Origin of the sequence: Pseudomonas sp. NFACC13-1 (genome assembly GCF_900104425.1) — a bacterium.
GTDB classification, from domain to species: domain Bacteria; phylum Pseudomonadota; class Gammaproteobacteria; order Pseudomonadales; family Pseudomonadaceae; genus Aquipseudomonas; species Aquipseudomonas fluorescens_AA.
On record NZ_FMXV01000005.1, the window covers coordinates 248,667 to 274,213 of the forward strand.

Below are 25,547 nucleotides of genomic sequence, written 5' to 3' on the forward strand. Positions count from 1 at the left end.
CCGTTGCCACAGGAGCCGGGCCTTGCATTCCTGTTTACTTCATCGTCTGCCCAATGACCTGCATCAGGTCGATTTGCTTGAATGGCTTGATCAACCGAGGCAGTTGCGTGGCGAAACCCTCCAGGCGTTCGGCATAGCCGGTGGCCAGGATGATGGGCAAGGTCGGTTGGCGGTCGCGCAACAGTTTTGCCAACTGCGCACCGTCCATCTGCGGCATGGCCATGTCGGTGATCACCAGGTCGATGTCCGGGTTGCGCTCGTACAGCTCCAGCGCCTGAACCCCCGATGGGGCGCAAAGGACTCGATGCCCCAGGTCTTCGATCAACAAGCGAGTACTGGTCAACACCAGGCTGTCATCGTCGACCACCAGCACTTTCAACTCGTGGACCGGCGGCGCCGCCTCTTCGATCTCCGCTTTGCCAGGGGCCGTATCGCCGGCCACCGGCAACCACAGTTCGGCGGTGGTCCCCAGGCCTTTCTGGCTTTTGAGTATCAGGCGGCCACCGAGCTGTTCCGCCAGGCCATGCACCATGGACAGCCCCAGGCCCGTGCCCTTGCCGACGCCCTTGGTGGTGAAGAACGGGTCCACGGCCGAGGCCAGCGTGGCGTCGTCCATGCCCTCGCCTTCATCGGTCATCGCCAGGCAGATGTAGTGCCCGGGGGCCATTGGCTTGTCCGGCCCGGCATCAGCCCCTCGCCGTTCCTCGGCTGCAATGAGGATCTGGCCGCCATGGGGCATGGCGTCCCGGGCATTGGTCGCCAGGTTGAGAATCGCCAGTTCCAGTTGATTGACATCGGCCAGCACCGGCGGCAGCGCCTCGGCGAAACGGGTCTGGATGTGTATCGACGGACCCAGGGAGCTTTGCAGCAGGCCGCTGATGCCCTGCACCAAGGCCGACAGCTCGACCGATTCGTAGGTCAATTTCTGCCGACGGGCAAACGCCAGCATGCGCTGGGTCAGCGAAACCCCGCGCAGCGCGCCCTGGGTCGCATTGTCCAGCAATTGAGTGAGTTTCGGTTCGTTGGCCATGCGCTTGCGCACGATCTCCAGGTTGCCAAGGATGACCGTCAACAGGTTATTGAAATCATGGGCAATACCGCCGGTGAGCTGACCGATGGCTTGCAGTTTCTGGGATTGAAACAACGCCTCGCGAGCCTGTTCAAGGGCCTGCTGGGCCTGGGTGGCATCGGTAATGTCGCGGGTGATCTTGGCAAACCCCAGCAGCGCACCGGTATCGCTGCGAATCGCATCGATGACCACGTGGGCCATGAAGCGCGTGCCATCCTTGCGCATGCGCCAGCCCTTTTTCTCGAAACGCCCTTCGCTGGCGGCGATGCTCAACGCGCGCTGCGGCTCGCCGGCATCACGATCTTCGGGGGTGTAGAACATCGAGAAATGCCGGCCGATGGCTTCCACCGGAAGGTAGCCCTTGATCCGCTGCGCCCCCAGGTTCCAGTTGGTGACCTGACCTTGCGGGTCGAGCATGTAGATGGCGTAGTCGGTGACGCTTTGCACCAGCAGGCGAAACTGCTGCTCGCTTTGCTTGAGGGTTTCCTCGGCCATCTTGCGGTCGGTCAGGTCGCGGGTGATCTTGGCGAAGCCGAGCAAGGTACCACTCTGGCTGTCGATGATCGGATCGATCACCACATGGGACCAGAACAGCGTGCCGTCCTTGCGCACCCGCCAGCCCTCGCCTTCGAAACGCCCCTCATGCAGGGCCGTGTCCAGCGCCCGTTGCGGCAGGCCGGCGGCGCGGTCCTGATCGGTATAGAAACGGGAGAAATGCTGGCCGAGGATCTCGGACTCCTCGTAACCTTTGAAACGCCTGGCCCCGGAGTTCCAACTGGTGATGATGCCCGAAGGGTCGGTCATGTAGATGGCGTAGTCGACCACCGCGTCGATGAGCAGGCGGAAGCGCTGTTCTTCGTTCATGAGCGGGGTCTTGGGGGCATTCTCGAGCATCTGGCCGGGGCATCCGTGTGGATTTTTTGCAGATTATGGAGCAAGTCGGGTGTCAGGAAAAATCCTCAAGCCTTCCATCCTGTGGGAGCGAGCTTGCTCGCGATAGCGGTGGGTCAGTTTGCATCAATGCTGGCTGACAGTCTGCCATCGCGAGCAAGCTCGCTCCCACAAGGGGATTGGGCCTCTTGGGTAACTGACCACCAGCGCGGCAATAGGTGCTGCACCCTGGTCTCGCCGAACCGATCATCGATCAGTATCACCACCCCGCGATCCTGTTGGGTGCGGATCACGCGGCCTGCCGCCTGTACGACTTTCTGCAAGCCGGGATACAGGTAAGTGTAGTCATAGCCATCGCCGAAGATCGCCGCCATGCGTTGCTTCATCTGCTCATTGACCGGGTTGAACTGCGCCAGCCCCAAGGTGGCGATGAACGCACCGATCAGGCGTGAACCCGGCAAGTCGATGCCCTCGCCGAACGCGCCCCCCAGCACCGCAAAGCCAATGCCTTGGCTGTGTTCCATGAATCGTTCGAGAAACGCCTGCCGGGGCGCTTCGCCCATGCCCCGCGATTGCGTCCAGAGGGCGATCTGCGGGTGCCGCTCGGCAAACAGCCCGGCCACTTGCTGCAAGTAATCGAAACTGCTGAAAAAGGCCAGGTAGTTGCCCGGGCGCTCGCTGAACTGGCGGGCCATCAACGTGACAATCGGTTCCAGGGACGCCTGGCGATGGACAAAGCGTGTGGAGATGCGGCTGACCACCTGTACGTCCAACTGCTCGGCCTTGAACGGCGATTCGACATCGATCCACACCGTGTCGCCCGGCGTTCCCAGCAAGTCCGCGTAGTAATGTCGAGGGCTCAGGGTCGCCGAAAACAGCACGGTGCTGCGGGCCGCCGTCAGCCTGGGCCGCAGGAACGCGGCCGGCACCACGTTGCGCAGGCACAGCGTCGACAGGCTGCGCTGGCGACCGAGTTCGCGCTTGTGGATGTCGAACAGAAAGTGCTCGTCGAAGGCTTCCGCCACCCGGCCGAACTGCAAGGCGTCGAAGTAGAACGCCTGCAAGCCGCTGTCCAGGCCCTGGGGGTGATCGTTGAGGTAATCGCCGATGGCGGTGGTGCAGGTGGCCAAGGCCTGGAGCAGCTTTTCCGGCAGTTTTTCATAGGCCTGATAGGCCGCCACCTGGGGCGTATGCAAGGCGTTCCACTGGCGATTGACCCGCTCCAGGGATTTTTTCAGCGGTTCGGGGGCGGTTTTGCGCACGCTGCTCAACGTGGCTTGGTCAAGGGCCGCGCTGTACATCTGCCGTCCGCGCTCCACCAGGTTATGAGCCTCGTCCACCAGGGTCGCGACCGTCCAGCCATTGGCCTGGGCCAGGCCAAAGAGCAAGGCGCTGAAGTCGAAGTAATAGTTGTAGTCGGCCACCACCACGTCAGCCCAACGGGCCATTTCCTGGCTGAGGTAATACGGGCACACCTCATGGGCCAATGCAATGTCGCGCAATGCCGCCTGATCCAGCAAGCAGACCTGGCTTGCCGCAGCCCGGGCGCCCGGCAGGCGGTCATAGAAACCACGGGCCAGCGGGCAGGACTCGCCATGGCAGGCGTTGTCCGGGTACTCGCAGGCTTTGTCCCGGGCGATCATTTCCAGCACCCGCAACGGCATCGAGGGCGCGCTGTGGGTAATCACCCGCGCCGCATCCAGGGCCAGCTTGCGCCCCGGGGTTTTCGCCGTGAGAAAGTACACCTTGTCCAGTTGTTGCGGTGCCAACGCCTTGAGCATCGGGAACAAGGTGCCGACGGTTTTGCCGATGCCAGTGGGCGCCTGGGCCATCAGGCAGCGGCCGGTACTGATTGCCTTGAACACCGATTCGGCCAAGTGCCGTTGCCCGGGCCTGAAGCCCGCATGGGGAAAGACCAGCGCCTGCGCGCCGAGGTTACGCGCCTGCCGATGGGCCATTTCCTGCTCGGCCCAGGCCAGGAACAGCGCGCATTGTGCTTCGAAGAAGGCTTGCAGCTGAGCCGCCTCGAAGCGTTGGGTGAGGCAGGTTTCCTTTTCGCTGACGATGTCGAAATACACCAGGGCCACGTCGATGTGCGGCAACTGCAACTTTTGGCACATCAACCAGCCATAGATTTTCGCCTGGGCCCAATGCAGCTGGCGATGGTTGGCCGGCTGCTTGCCCAAGTCGCCCCGATAGGTCTTCACCTCTTCAAGGCACTGGCGGACCGGGTCGTAGCCGTCGGCCCGGCCTTTGACCGTCAATGTTTGCCAGTGACCTTCGAGGGCCACTTCAGCCTGATAACCCTCGGTGCGCCGCGAAGCAACGGTGCGATGGCCGGCGATGCCTTCCAGGGCCGTCGGCGAGGGAGTGAAGCGCAGGTCAAGGTCGCCCACCTTGGCGGTGAACTCACACAGCGCCCGCACGGCGATGCTATAGCTGGGTGTCGGGCTCATGTGCGCCCATCGCGAGCGAGCTCGCTCCCACAGATGATCTGGGGTGGTTGCTCACTTCCACAGGTATTCTGCGGTGGTTCGTCTTCTGTGGGAGCGAGCTCGCTCGCGATGACAGACGCTGCCCATTGCACATAGCAAACGGCGACGGGCATCTGGTGCTCGTGACAGAACTCCAGCCAACGCAGCTGGTTGTCTTGCAGGCGATCACCGGGGCCTTTGACTTCGATCATGCGGTAAGTCTTGTGCTGCGGCCAGAACTGGATCAGGTCCGGCATGCCGGCGCGGTTGGCCTTGATGTCCAGCAGCAGGCGCTGGAACCAGTGCTTGAGGTGCTCGGCCGGCAGGCAATCGAGGGCCTGTTCCAGCAAGGGCTCGGACAACGCGCCCCAGAACACGAAAGGCGATTGCACGCCCCACTTCTCAACGTAACGACGACCGATGGTCTGCCGATAGCGGCCATCGTCCAACTCTGCCAGGCAGGCTGCGAACAACTCGGCGCGGCGTGCATGGAAGTCCTCATTGAGCAGGTCGACCGGCCCGCGCTGGAACGGGTGGAAAAACGCGCCCGGCAACGGCGCGAAGATCGCCGGCCAGCACAGCAGGCCGAACAGTGAATTGATCAGGCTGTTCTCGACGTAATGCACCGGTGCGGTTTCATCGTGCAAGTGGGCCTGGACGTGGTATTCCACCGACAAGTCCGGATCGACGCGCGGCAGATGCAGGTCAAGGCGCTCCATTTCCCTGGCCATGACCCGTGGCACCGGCGGGCCGCCCAGCTTGCGCCGCAGGCGAGGCACGATCCGAAGCAAGGCCTGGGTTTCGGCAGCGCTTTGCGGTGTCTGCGCCGCCGCCTCGCCCAATTCAAGGGCCAGGGCATACTCGCCGACTCGCTCCAATACCCGGATCATCCGCAGCCGCGCGCCCGGGTAGGTGCAATCGCGATAGATACACAAGGCCAAGGCGAAATCGCCGATACGCTCGCCATGCTGGCCGATCTGGAACAACAACTTGCCCCGGCGTCGCTCCAGCCACGGATTATCCAGGGACAGTTCGTTGACCTGGGCGACGATATCGTCCGGGGGCTCGCCAGCTTCGAAGCGTTGCTGGCAGTCGTGCAGGAACAGACAGGCATCGACGTCGTCGCGACTGCGCAAGCCCCGTGACTCGGCGCTGAACTCAACGGTTTCGTAGGTGAAAATGCCCAGGTCCGCCAGGACGAATTCCGACCAATCCTGGTAGAGGTTGCCAAAGAACATCAAGCGCAGCCTGTCGCACAGAGGCATGATCGTCAGGCTGTACAGGCGGTCGTCAAGCTGCGGACACCAGGTACGAAAAGGCTGGAGCGGGCTGGGGTGATTATCCAGGGCCTGGAGCCATTCGGCCTTTTTCGCCTTGGGCTGTTCGATCAGGTGGCCCAGGCACAGAAGGATTTCCGCCTTGAGCAGCACGTCGAACAGTTCAAGGAGCCCGATGGGGGCTTGTTCCTCGACCCATCCCAAGGCCAATAGCGGCGCGACGGCGGCGCCAATGTCGCCGATTTCCGGGTAACTCAGCTTGCTATGACGAAACCGCAGCCCCTTGCGCATCACCATCCGCACCAACAAGCCTTGGGAAGCACGGGGCAGCGCTGCGAAATCGTCGATGAAGCGCTGCTCTTCGTGGCTGAGCACATCCGCATAACGCTGGCTCAACCACGCGAGCACCTGCTGGAAGTTGTTCAGGTAGTAATACGGATCGTCGAGAGAACGGGTTGCCACGGGAAGAAACGCCAAGTGTGTCGGAGGTACTGGTTATGCATACAGATAACAGCTGTAAACCACTCAAGCAACCGCAAAAGATGAACGGTCTCCTATATTTAACGTGAAATCCTTCAGCTAGCGATGAACTTTCCTACGGCAAGCGAGACCAATGGCGGTTGGCTAATGTGATGGCGCGGTCGAATCAGTTGCTCCGTGTCCTTTTGATTGAGAGGTTATGGTTATGAACATCAGGTTTCTGGGCGTACCCCTGGTCGCCGTGGCATTTATGGCTCTGGCTGGCTGCGCGTCGCCCACGGTAGTAACCTTGCAAAACGGTACCCAGTATTTGACCAAGGACACCCCTAACACCCGCACCGCCGACGGTTTCTACGAGTTCGAGGATATTTCCGGCAGGAAAGTCCGGGTCCGCGCCGATGATGTGGCAACCATTCGCAAGGAAGACTGATTTCCAGGCCTCTAGGCAGCCATCGCGAGCAAGCTCGCTCCCACAGGGTCCGGTGGTGAACACACATCCTGTGAACCACTGTGGGAGCGGAGCTTGCTCGCGATAGCGAACTCAGGCGAACACGATCCCTTCGCCGCCAACCTGACCAATATTCACCCCCACCAGGGTCACGGAACTGTCACCGACCTTGAGCAGCGTGTCATTGCCCACTTGTGACAGGTGCTCACTGTAGTCATGACCCGCCCCGGCGCCGGGTACACCGAGGAACACCAGCTTGTCCCCTGCCTTGTAACCGCTGATCCGATCCTGGCCGAACGCACCATTGAAAAGAAAGGTGTCGCTGCCACCGCCCGATTGCATCAGGTCATTGCCCGCACCGCCGACGAAGGTGTCGTTACCCGCACCGCCCACCAGCACGTCGTTGCCGTCCTGGCCGAACAGCCAGTCACCCTTCGCGCTCGCCACCAGGGTGTCGTTGGCCGCACTGCCCTTGACCGAAGACGCATACGCCGTCAGGTTGCCGCCCGCCACCAGGCCATTGACGGTGACGCCGTGGCTCACCTCATCCTTGAGCAGCCCCCAGAACAATCCGGATTCCTTACTGACCAGCGTGCCGATGTCGCGGGTGATGCTGATCCCGCCATGGGCATCGCGCAGGTACAGCGTCCCTGCCCCGTCATGTGCGAAACTGAAATCCGTCACCGACTGCTGCAGTTGCAGGCTGTTGCTGCCCTGCCCGCCCAGTATCACGTTGTAGCCACCGCCATCGCGAAAGGTGTCGTTGCCGGCGCGGCCTTCCAGGTAATCGTTGCCCTGGCCGCCCTGGATCAGGTCGTTACTGTCGCTGCCGATGATGAATGTGCTGCCGGTATGGGTTTCAGCGCTGCGGTTGAGGTCCTGCACCCAGGTATTGGCCCGGGCAGGGTCTGAGAGGTTGGCGACGATAACGGTGGAGTCTTTTTCGGTGAGGTCGTAGAACGCCGAGCCCATGATCCGGCCCATGCCATCGCTGTAGCCGCTGGGCAGGTGGGAAATCCAGGTGGGGATGTTGAGGATGGAAAACGGCAAGACGTTCCATGCCGCCGAAGCGTAGTGGTCGTTGAAGCTGACGATGTTGTTGGTGGCGGACTCCTGTGGCCCATCGTGCACGCCCAGCGACGCGAGGTTGAACGTCGAGCCGTCCAGGGCGCGGAACACCGGATCGTTCTCGTAACCGATGTTCAAGACCTTGTCGGTGCTGCTCTGGGTCGGCGAGGCGTAGGCGATGTAGTTGGCATCGGCGTAGAACCCCGACCATTGGCTGGCGCTCAAGTCCGCCAGGCTGTTGACCGCCAACCCGCCCAGGCTGTGGCCGCTGACCAGCACGTCCGCGCCCGTCAGGCCATGGGCCTGGGCAAACTTCGCGACGTCCCCCAGCAGGTTGCCAAAGGCTTCGCCGGCGTAGTTTTTCGCAAAGTCCTTGGGCCCCAGGGCGGCCATCAGGTCGTTGATCACGTCGCCAATGGAATCGCCAATCAGGTTTTCCCGAGGGCCGCTGGTGCCGCGAAACGACACACCGATTTCCTGCAGGTGACCCGCGGTGTCGTACTTGCCGAGGATCTCGACCTGCGCGGTGGTGTAACCGGCTTTTTCACCAAAAAACGTCCCGCGGCCATCCACCTTGCCGGCGTAGCCCAGCTGCGTGGCGCTGATGGGCGTCCAGCCAGCCTTCTGCACCGCCTCCAGGGCCAGTTTTTCCGAGTCCGGGTTCCACGGCACGCCGGGAATCACCCCTTGGGAATCGGTGCCCCCCAGCAGCGCGGTGGCCAGGGTCGCCGGCAGGCCGGCACCGAAGCCGTTGTGCTGGTACCCGGCGGCAAAGCCGTGGTCGAGGTTGTGATAGGCGTACAGCATGATCGCCATTGCGTCGCTGACCAATGCCTTGGATTCGGCGGTGCCGAGGTTCTTGTAGTCGTAGATACCCATGGTTGTTGCTCTCTTTTTGTTGTTGGAATGCTAGAACCGGGTGGCCTGCGGCCCGTAGGAGCTGCCGAAGGCTGCGATCTTTTGATCTTTCGCTTGAGATTCAAGTGTCCTGGGAAAGATCGCAGCCTCGTTGCACTCGACAGCTCCTACATGGCTCCTACATGCCTCCTGCGCAGCTCTTGAACCCACAGAAGTGTGTGTTGAGTTCCTTGGTCAGAACTGCCAATCCAGGGTCAGGCCCACGCCGTGGGTTTTATCCCGGGAGCCGATCAGGCCGTTGTAGTCGAGGTTGACCCGCACATCCTTGGCGACCGCGAGCCCGGCACGGGCGCCGACCACGGCGGCGTTACGGTCCATGGACACGCTCTGCACCGCGAAGGTGTTGCTGCTGCCGGCGAAGGCCAGATCCTGTTCGGACGTGGTATGGCTCAGGTTGTGCTGCCAGCCGAGGGAGCCGGACAGCTGCAGTTGCTGTTGATCCGACAGCGCCAGGGTGTGGCTGGCCCGCACGCCCAGGGTCGAGAGCACGGCATCGCGACGGTCGTCGCCACCGTGCAGGGCCGCGTTGTCGCCTTTCTCATGGAAGCTGTCGCCGTCCAGGTGCACATAGGCCAGGTTGGCGAACGGTTCCAGGGCCACCGCTTGCCCGTCCAGGCGATACGCCGCTTCGGTGAAGAGCTGGGTGGTCCGGGCATCGCGCTTGGTTTTCTCCCGGCCACTGACGTCGCCCCATTGCAGGTCACGCTTGACGTCGATGCGATGCCAGCTGTGGGCGCCGCCGGCGGTCAGGCGCAGCGCGTCGATCTCATGCCCCACATAGACACCCAGGTGATAGCTGTCGGCCTTGGCCGAGGAATGGGTGCCATCGCCCATGCTCAACGAACTGTCGCTGTAGCCGGTGACGAAGCCCAGGCGTGTCTGGTCGCCGATCAGGCCATCGACACCGGCCAGCAACCCACCGATGGAGCGGGTGGTACTGGCTTGATCGTGTCCACCCTCGTTCTTGCCCCAAGCGCCCAGCACTTTGAACCAGGCATTGCTGCTGGCGTCGGTCGGCGTACCGGCGTCGTAAAGCGCGCCTTGGCGCAGGCGATCACCCACGGCGTCGCGCAATTGACGGCTGTCATTGATCAGCAGCGTGCCGATGGCCGGATGGATTTCACCAGACAACTGCTGGAACGCCTGCTGTGCCACGGCGGCGCTGGGCGCCAGCAGCAAGGCCTCGTACAACCCGTTGCCAGCGCCCAATTGCTCGGCGGCAGTGGCCACGGAGCGCTGGTTGGGCGTCAAGCCGAGGCTGGCAAATGACGCGTCGTTACGCTCGACCGCCAGTTGAATGCCGCTGGCGCTGTACGCCAGGTCACCCCCCAGAAACGCGTAGTTGGGCAAGACTTCAGCGAAACGCCCATCAATGCCACCGGCGGCCTGCAAGATATTGAACTGCCTGCCCAGCAAGCTCTTCACTTCGCCAGCCGTCAGCAGCGTCGGGCTGTTTTCCAAGGACAGCGACACCGTCGCCCCGTCAATGGACGCCTTGCCGCCCGCCACGATCAGGTCGCTGGAGGTGGGCGAGACTTCCACCGCGTAGTTCGAACCGGGTTGGAAGGTCACGTCGCCGGCTACTTGCAAGGTGCCGATGGAGTTGCCCGGCGCCACGCTGCCGCCGCGGCTGGCGGTCAGGCTGGCGATGCGCCCGTTGCCGCCGAGGATGCCGCCGTCGTTGACGATAACCGCCGACGCCAGCGAGCCATTGATCGCCAGTCGCCCTTGATTGACCAGGGTCGGCCCGCTGTAGGTGTTTTCGCCGGTGAGTACCAGGGTGCCGATGCCTTCCTTGGTCAGCCCGCCGTGACCGCCGATGTCGTTGCGCCAAACGTCCAGGCCACATTGGATGCCACTGCACACCCGTTCCGTGGGTTTGCCAGCATCGATGATCGCGCCGATGCCCGGCAAGTCCGCCACGAACTGACCGGAACCATAGGCGCCATCGATGCGAAACTCCGCCGGGATGTCCTGTTCGGTCACCAGCATCGATGGACCGTCGATGGCCTTGCCGAGGTTGATCATGCCCCAGCCGTACAACGAATCGACGCCCGGCGCGCCCATGTCGGTGGCGGTGGTACGCAGCACGCTCGCGACCTGGGCGCCGGTCATGTAGGGGAAACGCTCCATCAATACCGCCACGCTGCCAGCGACATGGGGCGCGGCCATGGACGTGCCGCTCTTGTTGGCGTAGCCCACGGTCAGGTCGTCGGCACGGGTGCCGCCGATCACGGCGCTGTAGACCCGGGTGCCCGGTGCCGACACGCAGAAACTGGCGGTGTAGCCGCAGCGCGAGGAAAAGGTACTGATGGTGTATGGATTGGCGCTGGCGGTGTCCGGGCTGACCTGCAGCGCCGCCACGGTGAGCCAGTTCGGCGCGATGTCCGGGACGAAATACGCCAGGCCCGCGATGGCATCGGGGTTATTGAGGTTGTAGTCGTTGCCCGCAGCGAAGATCGTCACGATCCCGCTGCGCGCCGCCGCGATGGCCCCCTCGTAGGCGCCGCCGGGCTTGGTGCCCAACAGCGGTTTGATCTGATCGAATTGCAGTTGCGCATCCCGCACGGTGAAGTGCGGGAACGCCGGATCGCGGCCACCCTGGTCGAAACGGTCGGTGATACCAATGCCCCAGCTGTTGTTGATGATCCGTGCGCCGCTGGCGATCAACGCGTCCCAGCCGGCTTTGTACACGGCGCCATCGTTGCCGCGGATGATGCCGTCTTCGGGCCCTGGGTCGCCGTTGTCAGCGCTGATGATCTGCGCATCGAACGCCACGCCGTGCATCGGGCTGCCGTCGCGACTGCCGGCGGCGATCCCGCCGACATGGGTGCCATGGGACCCCAGCTTACCGTCCGAGCCGACGGTGGGTGAACCGTCGTAGCGGAACGGATCGCCGGCCTTCACCGGGATGTAGGGGTCGGTGTATTCACGAATGCCGCTGGTGACCAAGGTCACGACTTTGCCGGTGCCGGAGAACTCCGGGTGGGCCGCGTAGACCGGCTGGTCGAAGATCCCCAGCTTGACGCCCTTGCCGGTGTATCCGGCGGCGTAGGCCTGCTGCGCGTTGATCGCACCCAGCCCCCATTCGGCGTTGAATTCGCCGCTGCGCCAGCTGTCCGGGTCACCCGCCCTACCGCTCTCGACATAAGGCGCCGCCTGGGCCGTGCCCAAGGTCGCCAGTGCGCAGAGCATGGCGTGGTTGAGGGCCTTGAGCAGGAACAGGCGACCTGCCGGCCTGGGGTGTTTTTTGTTATCGATTTTCATCACGAACCATCCTTAGTAGCGCTTTATCAATTGTTGTAAATCCCTTCTGTAGCGAGGGGATTTATCCCCGCTCGACTGTGAAGCAGTCGCCTGAGGGCCCGAGGTCTGTCTGGAAGAACACGGTGTTTGGGGTGGGGCCGCTTCGCAGCCCAGCGGGGATAAATCCCCTCGCCACGGGTCATTGAATGGGCGCCCGGGACACAAACGCCTCATCCACCTTCGCCAGGTCCTGCGGGCCGAGGGTGCCGGCGTAGTAATGCAGCTTGGTCCAGGCCATGAGGTAGTCGTAGCGGGCCTGGGCCAGGTCGCGGCGAGTGGTGTAGAGCTGTTGCTCGGCATTGAGCGCGTCGAGGTTGACCCGCTCGCCGCCGAGGATGCTTTGCCGGGTCGAGACCACCAGCGCTTCGGCGGAGCTGAGGGCTTTCTGATAGGCGCGCAGTTTGTTCATCCCCGACACGCAGGCGCTGAACTGACGGCGCAGTTCGATCAGCGTCTCGCGGGTCTTGGCCTCCAACTCGTATTCGGCCTGTTCCATGTTGCGACTGGCCTGGCGGGTCGACGCCGAGACACCGCCGCCGGCATACAGCGGCACGCTGACTTCCAGGCCGATGGTGTTGGTGTCGTAGCGTTGGTTGTAGGTGTTGCCACTTTCCGATTCGTTCTGGCGCATTGTTGCGTAGGCATTGACCTTGGGCAGGTGTCCGGCGCGGTTGCGTTCGACCTCGAAGCGCGCCACATCCACCGCCTGGCGCTGGGACGCCAGGCTGGGGTTGTTGCTCACCGCCAGTTCGTGCCAGGTGTCGAAACTGGCCGGCTGCAAGGCAAAGGTCTGGAAGGTGTCGTGCAAAGGCGCCAGGTCGCCGATATCCAGGGTCGGGACGCCTATCAGCGAGCCGAGTTCACGCAAGGCGGCGTCCTGCTCGTCCCGCGCCTCGATTTCTTCGGCGATTGCCAGCTCATAGCGCGCCTGCGCCTCGAGGATGTCGGTGCGCGTGCCTTCGCCCTGGCGAAACAACTGTTGGTTCTGCTGGAATTGCTGCTCGAACGCCTTTTTCTTGGCCTGGGCAATGTCGATCTGATCCTGGGCGAACAACGCCTGGGTGTACTGACTCAGCACCCGCACCAACAGCGCCTGGCTCTTGTCCCGAAAACTTTCGTCGGCGAACAATGCCTGGGCCACGCCCTTTCGGTAGGCCGCGTACGCTTCGTAGTCCAGCAAGGGTTGTTGCAGCGTCAGGCTGGAGCCGTAGCTGCTGTAGTTGCGATCGTCATGCTGGCTGGCGCCACGGTCATTGAGGTAGGTGACCTTGGATTGGTTGCGGCCCTTGTTGTAGCTGTAGCCCAAGTGCGGCAACAGCCCGGCACGGCCGATGGCGCGGTTCTCCAGGCCCGCCTCGCGCTCCTTGATCGCGCCCAGGTAGACCGGGTCATTGCGCAGGGCCTGTTCGTAGAACTCGAAGGGCCCCATGGCCCAGGCGTTGCCGCACACGGAAACGGCCAGCACGGCCATCCAATAGAAACGCTTCATACCGCCAGACATCCTTATTCTTCGGTCAACGCAGAGCCGGCTCGGTCGAGCAGCGGTTTGAACAGGTAGTTGAGCAACGAGCGCTCGCCGGTACGTACGAACATTTCGGCCGGCATGCCGGGCTTGATCACCAGACCGTTGAGCTTGTCCATCGCCACGTCGCTGACGCTGCTGCGTAGCACGTAATACGGCGTGCCGGTCTTCTCATCGAGCATCTGGTCGGCGGAAATCAGGCTGACTTCCCCCGGCACCCGCGGCGTACGGTTCTGGTTGAAGGCGGTAAACAGAATGTCCACCGGCAAATGCGGGCCGACCTTGTCGATCAGGTGCACCGGCAGGTGCCCTTCCACCTCCAGCCGCGTGCCCTGGGGGACGATTTCCAGCAAGGTGTCGCCCTGGCGCACCACTGCGCCTTCGGTGTGCACACCCAGGTTCACGGCGATGCCGTCGGCGGTGGCGAGGATTTCGCTGTGTTGCAACTCGAACCCCGCGGATTTCAGTTGCTGTTGCAGGGTTTCGCTCTTGAGCTGGGCGTCGGCCAGCTGACTGCGCACTTCTTTCTGGTATTCCTCGTTGTGCTGCTGCAACTTCAGGCGCGACTCGACGATCCCTTGCTCGACCCGCCCGCTTTCTCCGCTGTTCTGCGCCAGTTCCTGCTGCACCTGCGACAACTGGCGCTGATAGTCCAGCAGGCGGTTGCGCGGGATGTAGCCGTTGTCCGCCAAGGGCTGCAGGTTGCCCAGTTGCAGACGCAGGGATTCGGCCTGGGCAGTCAAGTCGCCGCGGGCCCGACGCATGCCGGCCAATTGCGCCGTGGCGCCCTCGATGCTGGCACGCAACCCCGCCTGCTCCCGGGCGAAGGCTTCGCGGCGACTGCTGAACAGTTGCCGCTGGCCTTCGAGCACCAGGGCCAGGCGTGGATCGGGATCGCGACTCAGCTCAGCCGGGAAACTCACCTGCAACAGGTTGTCCCGCTCGCTTTGCCAGCGCGCCAGGCTGGCCCAGGTCATCCGGTACTGCGCCTGCAGCGATTGCACATCGGCGGCGGCTTGGGTCTGGTCCAGGCGGAACAGCGGCTGGCCCTGCTTCACCGCCTCGCCTTCGCGCACCAGGATCCGGCTGACCACGCCGCTGCTCATCGATTGCACGGCCTTGCGCTTGCCTGAAACCACCACGGTGCCTTGCACGGGGATGCCTTGGTCCAACGGCGCCAGGCTGGCCCAGGTGAAAAAACTGCCGGCACCCACCAGCGCCAGCACCCAGCCCATACGGGTGAAGAAACGGGCGTCGCGCTCCGGGCGTTCAACGTCTTGAGCCTGTTCGAGGTTCATCTGGCATTCCTTGCTCATGCGCCACCCGGTTTGCTGGCAGCTTGGTACTGGCGACTCATGCTCAGCCCGTTGGGGGTTGCCTGGGGACGGTCCCGTTGTGGTGTCTCCGATTGGCCGGACAGCGCCCGCAGTACTTCCTGGCTAGGCCCGAAAGCCTGGAGCCGGCCTTCGTTGAGCACCAGCAGTTTGTCGGCCTGGGCCAGCGCCGAGGAGCGATGGGTCACCAGCACGACGCTGGTGCCCTGGGCCTTCATCTGCGCAATGGCACCGGCGAGCGCGGCTTCGCCAACCGTGTCGAGATTGGAGTTGGGCTCATCGAGCACCACCAGGCTCGGTCGGTCGTACATCGCCCGGGCCAGCGCAACCCGTTGCTTCTGCCCGCCGGACAAACCGCCGCCGTCCTCCCCCAGTACCGTGTCATAGCCCTGGGGCAGGCGCAGAATCAGCTCATGAACCCCGGCCTGTTGCGCGGCGGCGACGACTTTCTGCGGATCGGCCTCACGAAACCGGGCGATGTTCTCGGCGATGCTGCCGCTGAACAGTTCGATGTCTTGGGGCAGATAGCCGATGTGTGGGCCGAGCTGGTCGCGATTCCAGCGATGAATGTCAGCCCCGTCGAGGCGCACCGTCCCGGCGAGGGTCGGCCACACGCCCACCAATACCCGGGCCAGGGTGGACTTGCCGGAACCGGACGCCCCCAGCACGCCCAGTACGTCCCCGGCGGCCAGGCTGAAGCTGACCTGCTGCAGTGTCGCGTTGCGTTGCCCCGGTGGGCCGGCGCTAACGTGTTCAAAGCTCACTTGGCCCTTGGGCGCTGGCAGTGTCATGCCGTCGTCCTGGGGCGCAAACGCCTGCAACAGCGCATCGAGACGGCGGTAAGCCAACTTGGCGCCGCTCCACTGCTTCCACACGGCAATCAATTGGTCGATGGGGCTCAACACCCGTCCCATCAGGATCGACCCGGCAATCATCATCCCGGCGGTCATGTCGCCCTTGATCACCAGCAATGCGCCCAGGCCCAGCACCAGTGATTGCAGGCACAGGCGCAGGGTCTTGCTCAGGGAACTGATCACCGCGCCGGTATCGCTGGCCTGGTTTTGCAGGCCGAGAAAGCGTGAGTGCACGGCAAACCAGCGGCTGCGCAGCGCCGCGAGCATGCCCATGGCCTGGATCGTTTCGGCGTTGTGCAAATGGCTGGTGGCCAATTGGCTGGACTGTTGCGAGTAGATACTGGCCTGCCCCAAGGCTTTCTTGGTCATGGCCTCGTTCAGGCACGCCAAGCCGATCAACAACAGCGTGCCGACGGATGCGAACACGCCGAGCCACACGTTGAACAGGTAGATCACCAGCAGATAGACGGGAAACCAGGGCGCGTCGAAGAACGCGAACAGCGCCGGGCCGGTGAGGAATTGGCGAATATGCGTGAGGTCGCCCAGGGATTGCCCGGCGTTGCCTTCGCCCTGGCGCAGATTGCGCTCGAACGCGGCCCGGTAAACCTGAAGGTTGAAGCGTCTTTCCAACTGGCTGCCGATGCGGATGACCACGAAGCTGCGCACCATTTCCAGCAGCCCGATAAACACGAAGAAACCCACCACCATCAGCGACAACATCACCAGGGTGGTTTCGTTCTGTGATGACAGCCCGCGGTCATACACTTGCAGCATATAAATCGAAGGCGCGAGCATCAAGACGTTAATCAGCGCGGTAAAACAGCCGACACTGATCAGAATACTTTTATAATCGCCCAGCGCTTTAAACAGCGGCGCCGAGGCAGCGCTCCTTGCCTTGTTCATGAACCTTCCTTGTTGTTGGCTTTGCCAGCGAACTGGCCGTTAGTTCAACTGACCAATCTTTGATTCTTTATTCGGTCCACACCGACACGCACGCCCGTTTGAACAAGCGTGTTTCAACTGTACGAACTCGTTAATGAGCGCTCTGAGACTTATTCCGTTCAAGCCTAAGTATCAAACCGGACTTAAGGGTCATTTGATAATGATGTTCCTGGCGCAACCCCAGATGCGTCCTGGAGTCTTGCTTGCCGATCAGGGAAAGCCCGTCGGGCTCGGTAAACCAATGAACCGGCTCATCCCCCAACCAGTGCCCCAGGCACTCGGTTTGCCCACCGAGGGTCTGGTCCGCCTTGAGCTCGACAAGGCAAGTGTTGGACGGTTTGTCCTGTATCGCCTGGCTTTGCGCGGTGTCCTGCGGGCTCGACAAAACAGCCAGCCATTGACCGGCCAACTGCGAGGGTTCTGCTAACAACAGGCTGCGCGCCATGGCGACTTCTCCACAAAACATCATCAGCGTAGCGAGCAACCCGGCGGTTGCCTGAACGCTACAGGGCATCGATTTTCTACGCATTCGCTTGATCCTGGCCGGGGACCTGCAGGCGCTGTCGAGCGAAGCGAGGCTGCGATCTTTCTCCTACCACTTGAAAGATCGCAGCCTACGGCAGTTCCTACAGGGGGTTCAGCATTACGCCACGATATCCGAGGCCGCCGCCTGGCCGACGGTGCTGACCAGGAAGTCAGCCACGCCGTGCCCGGAGAAGTCCACCGACAGCAGGCTGTTGCCACCTGATGTCGATAGCACCGCATCGCCCGCCGCACCGGTGAAGGCGTTGACGAAATGCAGGCCCGCGCCCTTGGTGATGCCGGTCAGGTCGATCTTGTCCAGGCCGCTGACGAAATCGAGGATCTGGTCGGTTGCCCCCGGCCGCGAATCGGAACTGGCGGCGAACACGAAGGTGTCCGAACCCGAGCCACCCCAGAGCTTGTCCGCACCACCGGCGCCCCACAGGATATCGTTGCCGGCACCGCCCTTGAGCTCGTTGGCCACCGAGTTGCCGATCAACAGGTCGCTGCCCGAGCCGCCGATGGCATTTTCGATGACGGCGCCCTTGGCGATGGACACGTTACCCACCATGCCACCCACGTCAGAGAACGAGGCATCATTGAGGTTGATCTTCTGGTTCTGGGTGAACCCGGAGAAATCCAGGGTATCGCGGCCGCCCGCGTCCCATACCGAAAACACCACTTTGTCCGACGACGAAGCGGCACTGAGAAAATCGCGCCCGGTGTTGGAGTTGAAACCGTAGGTCGAGTCGCCGGTACGGGTCGAGGTGTTGGCGCCGTAGAGTTTCTGGATGGCCGCGATGTCATCCATCAGCGGACCCGAGGCATAGGCTTCGACGCCGCCCTTGCTGAAGTTCTGGTTGGTATTGCTTTCGCTCCAGTAGCTCATGACGCTGTAGCCACGGGTGTCCTGGCCATAGGTGGCGTCATCGTAGGTCGGGCTGCCTTCGCCGGCGTTGTAGTCACCCGGGTGGGCCAGGCCGAGGGTGTGACCGATTTCGTGGGTCAGGGTCTGGCGACCGTAGTTGTTCAGGTCCGGGGTCTTGTTCTGGGTGTAGCTGCTGTTGATCAAATACCAGGACGTCCCGTCATAACCGGCGCCGGTCCCCGGCAGATAAGCGAATGCCGCCGCGCCATCCTGGCCGCCGCTGTAGTTGCCGAAGGTCATGTGGGCATCGCCACCGCTGGCTTTCTCGGTGAAGGTGACATTGGCCACGTCCGCCCAGGATTGCATCGCCAGGGCGGCCTGGCCTTTCTGCTGGGCGCTGAACTGGCTGAAACCGCTGATCCCATGTTTGTTCATGGTGCTGGAAGAGGCAGACGTCAGGAAGGTATAGGTCAGCTCGATCTTGCCGCTGCCGTCCCGGTCCTGGTAAGCCGCGCCGTCACGCAGCAACTGCGCGGCCGCCTCGTCGACGGAGTACGACGGTTTACCGTTGACGGTCAGGTTACCGCCGCGGTCGTATTGGTGGCTGAAGCTATTGATCTGGTTGAACGCATTACTGGGAGCCGCCAGTTGCGGCGCCCAGAGCAGTTGTTCGGCAGAATCGATAGCGCTGTTTTTGACTTTCGACATAAACACACTTCCTTGTTTGCAAATGGAACAATTTAGTCAGACAGGCGATCTCTGGCGAGATCGTCCTATCACTCGCCCAATGAGGACGCAAGAAACCTGACACAATTGGAAATCAAACGTCTAGTCATTTTTTTTGTTCAATTTCACGCCCTGCCCCTTAACGCCCATAAACAATAGGTTTCTGCCTAGCTAGTGCGCGCACTCAACTGCCCGAGTTGCAGATTGTCGGACAAAACTCTATTTAAATATTAAATAGCGATAACTAGCCATTTGCTGACGACGTCGCACTTTCACCAACTAAATGCCAGTGAAGTGCTATTAATGAATATCTACTAAGCCTCTACGCTTTACTTGCGCACACTTCCCGCAAACAGCCTCGAAACCAGCGATGCACGGGGTCGGCATCCATTCGCGGATGCCAGAGCATGGCGATCGTGAACCCAGGCACCGGGAACGGCAACGCGAAACTGTGCAGACCGACCCGCAGGCTGGTGGTGTAGCGCTCAGGCACGCTGGCGATCAGGTCGCTGGCGCGGACCAGCCCCAGCGCCGAGGAAAAACCCGGCACGGTGGTGACGATTTCCCGGGACAGGTTCAGCGCCGCCAGGGCCTGGTCGATAAGGCCATGGTCCAACCCACGCATCGAGACCCCGACATGCCCACCCGCCGCATAGCCGGCGGCGCTCACCGTCGCGTGGCTCAGTGGGTGACCCATGCGCACCACGCCAATCAAACGGTCGCTGAACAGCGCCTGGGTTCGCAACTCCGGGCTGGTGTCCTTGTCCACGACAGCGGTCTCCAGATCCACGGTGCCTTCGCGAAGCGCCGTGCTGTCCCGGTCAGTCTTTTCCATGAAGCGCAACCGCACGCCCGGCGCTTGCTCGTGAATACGGGCGATCAGGTCGATGGCAAAGTTTTCCACGAACCCCTCGCGGGTGCGCAGCGTGAAGGTACGGCTCAAGCGCCCGAGATCCGGCGTCGTCACCGGGCGAAGTACCGCCTGGGCCTGCTGCACCAACTGACTGACCTGTTCACGCAACTCCAGCGCACGGGGTGTCGGCACCAACCCTCGCCCGGCCCGAACCAGCAGCGGGTCACCGGTGGTTTCCCGCAACCGCGCCAGTGCCCGGCTCATGGCCGACGGGCTGAGCCGCAGCCGCCGTGCGGCGCCGGCCACACTGCCTTCCGAGAGCAGCACATCGAGGGTGACGAGTAGATTGAGATCAGGCGAAGGCATGGAGAAGTCTCGATTCAATAGATGGCGTCTGGCGCAGCTATAACCTGCAAACGCTGCGTCTTCCGCCATGTTATGCCGGGTTGTAACGTTCTGACAGCGCCATTTCGAGCGCCACGGATACAGGTGAGACGATGAAACCCATCCACACGCAACCCAGCCGGCCGGCAACCGCACCCGCGAGCCGGTTCTCTTCACCTCGTTGGGCCCTGGCCAGCCTTGCACTCTCGACGCTGTTGGCCTCCCTGGGCGCCAGTGTGGCCGCCGTGGCGCTGCCGACGCTGGCCCAGGCCCTCGATACCTCCTTCCAGCAGGTCCAATGGGTGGTGCTGGCCTATCTGCTCGCCATGACCACGCTGATTGTCAGCGTCGGCCGCTTGGGTGACCTGATGGGCCGTCGCAAGCTGCTGTTGGTCGGCATCGCCTTGTTCACCTTGGCCTCGCTGCTTTGCGGCCTCGCCCCCTCGCTCTGGCTGCTGATTGCAGGTCGGGCGCTGCAAGGCCTGGGGGCCGCTGTCATGATGACGTTGACCCTGGCCTTGGTCGGCGAAACAGTCGTCCAGGAAAAAACCGCCAGCGCCATGGGGCTGCTGGCAACGCTGTCGGCGGTGGGCACGGCCCTCGGGCCGTCCTTTGGCGGGCTGCTGATCAGTGGGGTCGGCTGGCAGGCCTTGTTCCTGGTCAACATCCCCCTCGGCCTGCTGACGTTATGGCTGGCGTGGTACTCGCTACCGGTGCGGCAAGTGCCGCCGAAGGCGCAAACGATTCGCTTCGATATCACCGGCACGGTGTTCTTGGCGTTGACGCTCGCCGCCTATGCCTTGGCCATGACCGTCGGGCGCGGGAGCTTTGGCGGGTTGAACATTGCACTGCTACTGGCCGCGCTCGTGGGCGGCGCGCTGTTCGTTCGGGTCCAGTCCCGGGCCGTGTCGCCGCTGATTCCCTTGGCCGTGTTTCGCGACAAGTCATTGGTCTCGGGCCTGGCGACGAGCGCCCTGGTCGCAACGATCATGATGGCGACGCTGCTGGTCGGGCCTTTTTACTTATCCATTACCCTTGGGCTACCAGCGACCTTCGTCGGGTTGGCGCTGGCGACAGGGCCGGCCGTCGCGGCACTGGCCGGGGTGCCTGCCGGACGCCTGGCGGGTCGGTTCGGTGTGCAACCCATGCGGTTCGCCGGCCTGGCGACCATGGCCCTCGGCTGCCTGATGCTGTCACTGGTTCCCCCTGCCCTTGGCAGCGCCGGCTACATCAGCGCCATCGTGGTGACGACCCTGGGCTATGCGTTTTTCCAGACCGCCAACAACACGGCCGTCATGGCCGATGTGGCCGCTCAAAGGCGAGGCGTCATCGCCGGGCTGCTCAACCTGTCGCGCAACCTGGGTTTCTTCACTGGAGCCTGCGTGCTCGGCGCGGTGTTTGCGAGCGCAGCGGCGACGAATGGCATCACCCACGCCAGCCCCGAGGCCGTGACGAACGGACTGCACACCACCTTCGCCGCCGCCCTGGCGATGGCGGTCCTGGCCGTGGTCATTGCCTTGAAATGCCGCGTGCCAGAGCGGTTGGACGAAGTCGAGGACACGCCTGGCCAGGTGTGATGGCATTCTGAGCATCACCGCTTAAGTCGTGATCCAAATCAAAAAAAGTGAACCAATCGCAAAACGGACTGAAAAAATCCACATGAGGTTCATTTTCAGGTGCTATTTTTAGTTCTCACTGGTAGAGCCATGATGGCTCTTCCTTCCTGACATGAGCAAAAGGAAGCGCTCGATTGAAGAAGGCGGGCAACACATGAATAAAGGATCTTTCAGCAAGGTTACGTTCCCCAACGCTTGCCAGTTGATGCGCTGGCACTTCCATCCCATGGGATTCGAGGCGAGCATGGATGCGCCTGGCAGTATGGTTGCCCGGTTGTTTGACCGTGCCAGCGGCGAGACGATGATCGCCATTGCGGGGATCCCCTGCGCGACGGTAATGAATGCGCCGGATGTGGAACGAATAATCGAGGCCGTGGAGGCCGAGCTGGAAGCGTTTGTGCCACCGGTAGGGTTGCGGCGGTTCGCTTCCTGACAGGGAACAGTGCTTACCATTTGAAAGCGGCGCCTTCCTCTCCAGGGAAGGCGCCGTTTTTCTATGGCCTGCGGTACGCTTTTGCCCCGCCACTCGGTGTTTCTGTTTGCTTCATCCTTTGCGGGCACGGCGATGGTCAGCGAAAAAGGGCTTGTCCGCCGCAATACGATCCGATGCCTTAGGCGCGTTGATCGCCTGGCCGTCCTGGCCATCGACGTACCAGTAACAGTGCTGCACCGCGCGCGTGATGCCCACATACGCCAGGCGCAGGATTTCGTCTTTTTGCGCCGTGTCGTAGGGTTCGGCATCTCCATCCCGACCTAGCCCGGCCATTCGATAGACCTGGTTCTTGTAGGGCGAACTGCTCAGGTGCTGGCAGTCGCCCAACAAGAACACCGCATCCGCCTGGAGCCCTTTGGCACTGTGGTAGGTCATTTGCCTGAGCCGTCGGGCGTCGTACGGCAAGTTAGAATCGACATTAACTGTTGGATTAATATGCTTTTCTATCAGTACTTTATCGCTACTTTTTCGATACAGCATCAAGATGGAATCGCCTTTGCGATAGTGCTCATCCAGTCGCTGGGCCAACCCTTCGTCGTCTCGATCCAGCACATTGACCGGGCTCAGCGATCGGGGCGCGCCACTGGCCTTGGCTTTTTTGCCTGGGATAGCCGCAGCGGCGCGCACGATGTGCTCGGCCGCGTCGATGATGTGCTGGTGGCTACGGTAGTTGTCGGTGAGCATCACCCGAGTTGTCGCCGGTGACGGGAATTGCTTGTTGAATGCCATGAAGTAGCTCGGTGAACTGCCGCGCCAGCCATAGATCGATTGCCAGTCGTCCCCGACACACAACAAGGAAGAACGTTGGGCGCCGCGCCCCACGTGCAGCGCAGGGCCACGGCTGCGGACCTCCCGAAGGCTGGCGCGAAGCCAGGAGACGATCTGCGGCGATACGTCCTGGAACTCGTCGATCATCAGGTGCGAAAGCGGCCTGAGCAAGGCATCGGCCAGCAACTTGAAGTTTTCCGGTGAGTGTTCGCTGAACAGCGCGAACATACGGTTATAGGTCATGATCGGCGGCGATTGATCGAGCAAATGGTCTTCGAATGCCCGCCAGTAACGGCTCAGCGCCTCGAAGAAATACCGATCGGGGTCATCCTGGGCAAAGGACATCCGGCCCACGGCGTCCGGGACGTCCAGGCCAAGGTTCTCGATAAAGCCCGCCGCCGCGACAAAACAGTCCAACAATGGCGCCGAACCCAGTTCACCCTTGACCTTATAGTCGAACCCGGGGCCGGCACTGGCGTCGCCGGCCAGGGATGCCACCACACGCTTTGATGCCTCGTAACTTTCAAGCCATATCAGTGGTTTACGACAGAAAGCTTGAAACAAGGTGCGCTTTACCGCCCACTCCGCACGGATACTCAGCTTGGCGCCCGGACGACTGAGCCGGGCGTCTTCCCGCGAATCGAAACCCAGCATCACCCAGGCATCCAGTGAGGGCGCATAGCCATGGCAGTGGAATGTCGAACCATTGATTTCGAACGTTTGTCGCTTTGGCTCGATCCCCTTGATTGGCCAGGCACCGGCGCGAAACCACAGGTCTTCGACGGCATCGCACAACTCTTCGTCGCGCTGGGCCGCCAATTCGGTCACGGCCACCCGTTTTTGCACATCCGGGTGATCGCGCTCCAGCTCCTTGAGTTGCAGGGCATGGCGGGACAACGGCTGGATCAGCTCACGGAAACGCGCGTCCCGCTGGTAAAGGTTGTAATAACAGGCGTTGAGTTGCTGACGTTGGACATCGTTGATGCGCAATTCAAAGGGATTGCCTTGGGCGTCGTCGTCCGCTTCGGCGCGATGACTCAGGGTCTCGAAGGCCTGGAGCCGCTCGAACCCGGGCAGACTGCGAACCATGGGCAAGATACGCGAATGGAAGGTGCGCACCAAATCACGCGCTTGCTTGAGGCTGACGGTTCGCCCCCACAGGGTAAACACTTCGATCAATTTCTGAATGAAGTCCTTGCGCGATTCCCGGGTAAACGTCACCACGGTCATTGAGTCCAGTTCGAAGCCCAGGTAGTGGGACAGCAACACGATCCGCAGCACCAGGGTCGTCGACTTGCCCGCACCCGCCCCGGCGACCACCGAGGTAGACGGCGTGTCGCTGAAAATCATCTTCCATTGCGCGGCACTCGGTTGTGCATGGGCCGGCAACAATCGGGCGACGTCCGCCTTGATACGTTTCTTCAGCTCGGTGGTCAGCGGCAGGCGCCAGTCATCGAACAGTAAATCATCCACCTGCGGTGCCGGATGCTCTGTGCTGCGCGAATCACGGATCAACAGGACCTGGCGGCCCTCCTCGAGCCCTTCGGCTCGGCCTTCCTTGTAGCCATAGTCGAAACCGGCGGTATGACCACTGCGGAAGCCGTCGGCCTGGCCGTGCAGCCAGGAGGCTCGGTGCTGGGCGCGCAGACGCGTCAGGCCATGGCCGAAGAGTCGGGCGGCCAGGCGCTTGAGCAAGGGCATCTGGGCCAGGGGCAGGAGCTCGGGGGGAAGATCGGGAGTGTGTTGCGACACGCTGGGGACTCCGGTGTTCATGAACCATGCCGGCTATGGTGTCTGTATTTGCTGCCAGGTTCCACCCAAAAGCTTTTAAGTCATGGGTTTAGGCGATGAAGTGAAAGTTGGCTCACGATTTCATATCTGGTTAGTCGATAGGTTTGACGCGTTTTTTACGCTTTTTGTCGATGATTTCCTTCGCGAGAATAGCGCCATCAACCATTGCTTTCGCTCCCAGCGAAAAGGACACCAACATGCTCGAACTCAGGCCCTTCGCCACTTTGGGCGCCGCCAACCACGGCTGGCTGGATGCCCACCACCATTTTTCGTTCGCCGAATATTACGACCCGCAACGCATGCACTGGGGCAACCTGCGCGTCTGGAACGACGATGTCATCGCCCCCGGCAGCGGTTTTCCCCAGCACCCGCACCGGGATATGGAAATCATCACCTATGTGCGCGAAGGCGCGATCAGCCACCAAGACAACCTGGGCAACAAGGGCCGTACGGAGGCTGGCGACGTACAAGTCATGAGCGCGGGCACCGGGATCGCCCATAGCGAGTACAACCTGGAATCGACGGCCACACGCATTTTCCAGATATGGATCATTCCCAATGAAGAAGGTCTGGCACCGTCGTGGGGCGCCAAACCGTTTCCCAAGGACTCGCGCGAAGGCTTCGTGACCTTGGCCAGTGGCAAGGCCGGCGACGACCAGAGCCTGCGCATTCGCGCCGACGCGCGCCTGGTGGCGGCCAATCTCAAGGCGGGTGAAAGTGCGGAATACCGGCTGGACACCGGACGACGAGCGTATCTTGTGCCAGCGACAGGATTGATAGAAATCAATGGGTTGCGTGCACAAGCTCGAGACGGTGTTGCGATTGAAGATGAACGGATATTGCGGGTGACCGCGATCGATGACAGCGAAATCGTGCTCGTGGACCTCGCCTAACCCCACATCGCTGCACTGCTGCTCTTGTGGCGCGGGAGCAAGCTCCCTCG

At 62.1% G+C, this 25,547-nt stretch carries 16 protein-coding genes; 4 read left to right on the top strand and 12 right to left on the bottom strand.

All coding sequences use genetic code 11. From position 1 onward, the window contains the following. Window positions 1–34: 34 nt before the first annotated feature. From BLQ55_RS09455 to BLQ55_RS09465, 3 genes are all read right to left on the bottom strand, one after another. Complete coding sequence (locus BLQ55_RS09455) at window positions 35–1,963, bottom strand: hybrid sensor histidine kinase/response regulator (protein WP_092253561.1); 1,929 nt, start codon at window positions 1,961–1,963, stop codon at window positions 35–37. A gap of 113 nt (window positions 1,964–2,076) precedes the next feature. Continuing rightward, complete coding sequence (locus BLQ55_RS09460; protein ID WP_092253563.1) at window positions 2,077–4,416, bottom strand: ATP-dependent DNA helicase; 2,340 nt, start codon at window positions 4,414–4,416, stop codon at window positions 2,077–2,079. Further along, window positions 4,413–6,173: a VRR-NUC domain-containing protein gene (locus tag BLQ55_RS09465; protein ID WP_092253564.1), complete on the bottom strand. Its 1,761-nt coding sequence runs from the start codon at window positions 6,171–6,173 to the stop codon at window positions 4,413–4,415. Before BLQ55_RS09465 ends, BLQ55_RS09460 begins: the two co-directional genes overlap by 4 nt. A gap of 223 nt (window positions 6,174–6,396) precedes the next feature. Between BLQ55_RS09465 and BLQ55_RS09470 the strand changes: the two genes are divergently transcribed. After that, a complete protein-coding gene (locus tag BLQ55_RS09470; protein ID WP_060743223.1) occupies window positions 6,397–6,621 on the top strand; it encodes a YgdI/YgdR family lipoprotein in 225 nt (74 codons plus the stop codon). A gap of 111 nt (window positions 6,622–6,732) precedes the next feature. Here BLQ55_RS09470 and BLQ55_RS09475 read toward each other — a convergent pair whose 3' ends face one another. From BLQ55_RS09475 to BLQ55_RS09510, 8 genes are all read right to left on the bottom strand, one after another. Then, complete coding sequence (locus BLQ55_RS09475) at window positions 6,733–8,586, bottom strand: polyurethane esterase (protein WP_092253566.1); 1,854 nt, start codon at window positions 8,584–8,586, stop codon at window positions 6,733–6,735. A 213-nt stretch (window positions 8,587–8,799) separates the two neighbouring features. Further along, a complete protein-coding gene (locus BLQ55_RS09480) occupies window positions 8,800–11,820 on the bottom strand; it encodes an autotransporter domain-containing protein (protein ID WP_371128525.1) in 3,021 nt (1,006 codons plus the stop codon). A 250-nt stretch (window positions 11,821–12,070) separates the two neighbouring features. Next, window positions 12,071–13,420 (bottom strand): TolC family outer membrane protein, encoded by a 1,350-nt coding sequence (locus BLQ55_RS09485; protein ID WP_092253570.1) that lies wholly within the window; start codon window positions 13,418–13,420, stop codon window positions 12,071–12,073. Window positions 13,421–13,434: 14 nt separating this feature from the next. Then, window positions 13,435–14,769, bottom strand: a complete 1,335-nt coding sequence (locus tag BLQ55_RS09490) for an HlyD family type I secretion periplasmic adaptor subunit (RefSeq protein ID WP_092253572.1) — start codon at window positions 14,767–14,769, stop codon at window positions 13,435–13,437. Further along, window positions 14,766–16,544, bottom strand: a complete 1,779-nt coding sequence (locus tag BLQ55_RS09495; protein WP_092253574.1) for a type I secretion system permease/ATPase — start codon at window positions 16,542–16,544, stop codon at window positions 14,766–14,768. The genes BLQ55_RS09490 and BLQ55_RS09495 overlap by 4 nt, the downstream gene beginning before the upstream one ends. A 130-nt stretch (window positions 16,545–16,674) precedes the next feature. After that, window positions 16,675–17,112 (bottom strand): AprI/Inh family metalloprotease inhibitor, encoded by a 438-nt coding sequence (locus BLQ55_RS09500; protein WP_256326555.1) that lies wholly within the window; start codon window positions 17,110–17,112, stop codon window positions 16,675–16,677. 114 nt (window positions 17,113–17,226) lie between these two features. Next, on the bottom strand, window positions 17,227–18,681 hold the full coding sequence (locus BLQ55_RS09505) for a serralysin family metalloprotease (RefSeq protein ID WP_092199884.1): 1,455 nt from the start codon (window positions 18,679–18,681) through the stop codon (window positions 17,227–17,229). A gap of 340 nt (window positions 18,682–19,021) precedes the next feature. After that, complete coding sequence (locus tag BLQ55_RS09510; RefSeq protein ID WP_092253576.1) at window positions 19,022–19,918, bottom strand: LysR family transcriptional regulator; 897 nt, start codon at window positions 19,916–19,918, stop codon at window positions 19,022–19,024. 131 nt (window positions 19,919–20,049) lie between these two features. Here BLQ55_RS09510 and BLQ55_RS09515 point away from each other — a divergent pair, with 131 nt between their 5' ends. After that, a complete protein-coding gene (locus BLQ55_RS09515; protein ID WP_092253578.1) occupies window positions 20,050–21,513 on the top strand; it encodes an MFS transporter in 1,464 nt (487 codons plus the stop codon). A 193-nt stretch (window positions 21,514–21,706) separates the two neighbouring features. Further along, on the top strand, window positions 21,707–21,985 hold the full coding sequence (locus BLQ55_RS09520; RefSeq protein ID WP_003201764.1) for a DUF1652 domain-containing protein: 279 nt from the start codon (window positions 21,707–21,709) through the stop codon (window positions 21,983–21,985). Between the two features lie 111 nt (window positions 21,986–22,096). On the opposite strand, the gene BLQ55_RS09525 is transcribed toward BLQ55_RS09520, so the two are convergent. Beyond that, window positions 22,097–24,565: a UvrD-helicase domain-containing protein gene (locus BLQ55_RS09525; RefSeq protein WP_092253580.1), complete on the bottom strand. Its 2,469-nt coding sequence runs from the start codon at window positions 24,563–24,565 to the stop codon at window positions 22,097–22,099. Between the two features lie 236 nt (window positions 24,566–24,801). On the opposite strand from BLQ55_RS09525, the gene BLQ55_RS09530 reads away from it, so the two are divergent. Next, window positions 24,802–25,497 carry a pirin family protein gene (locus tag BLQ55_RS09530; protein WP_092199896.1) on the top strand — a complete coding sequence of 232 codons (696 nt, stop codon included), beginning with the start codon at window positions 24,802–24,804 and terminating at the stop codon, window positions 25,495–25,497. Window positions 25,498–25,547 lie beyond the last annotated feature (50 nt).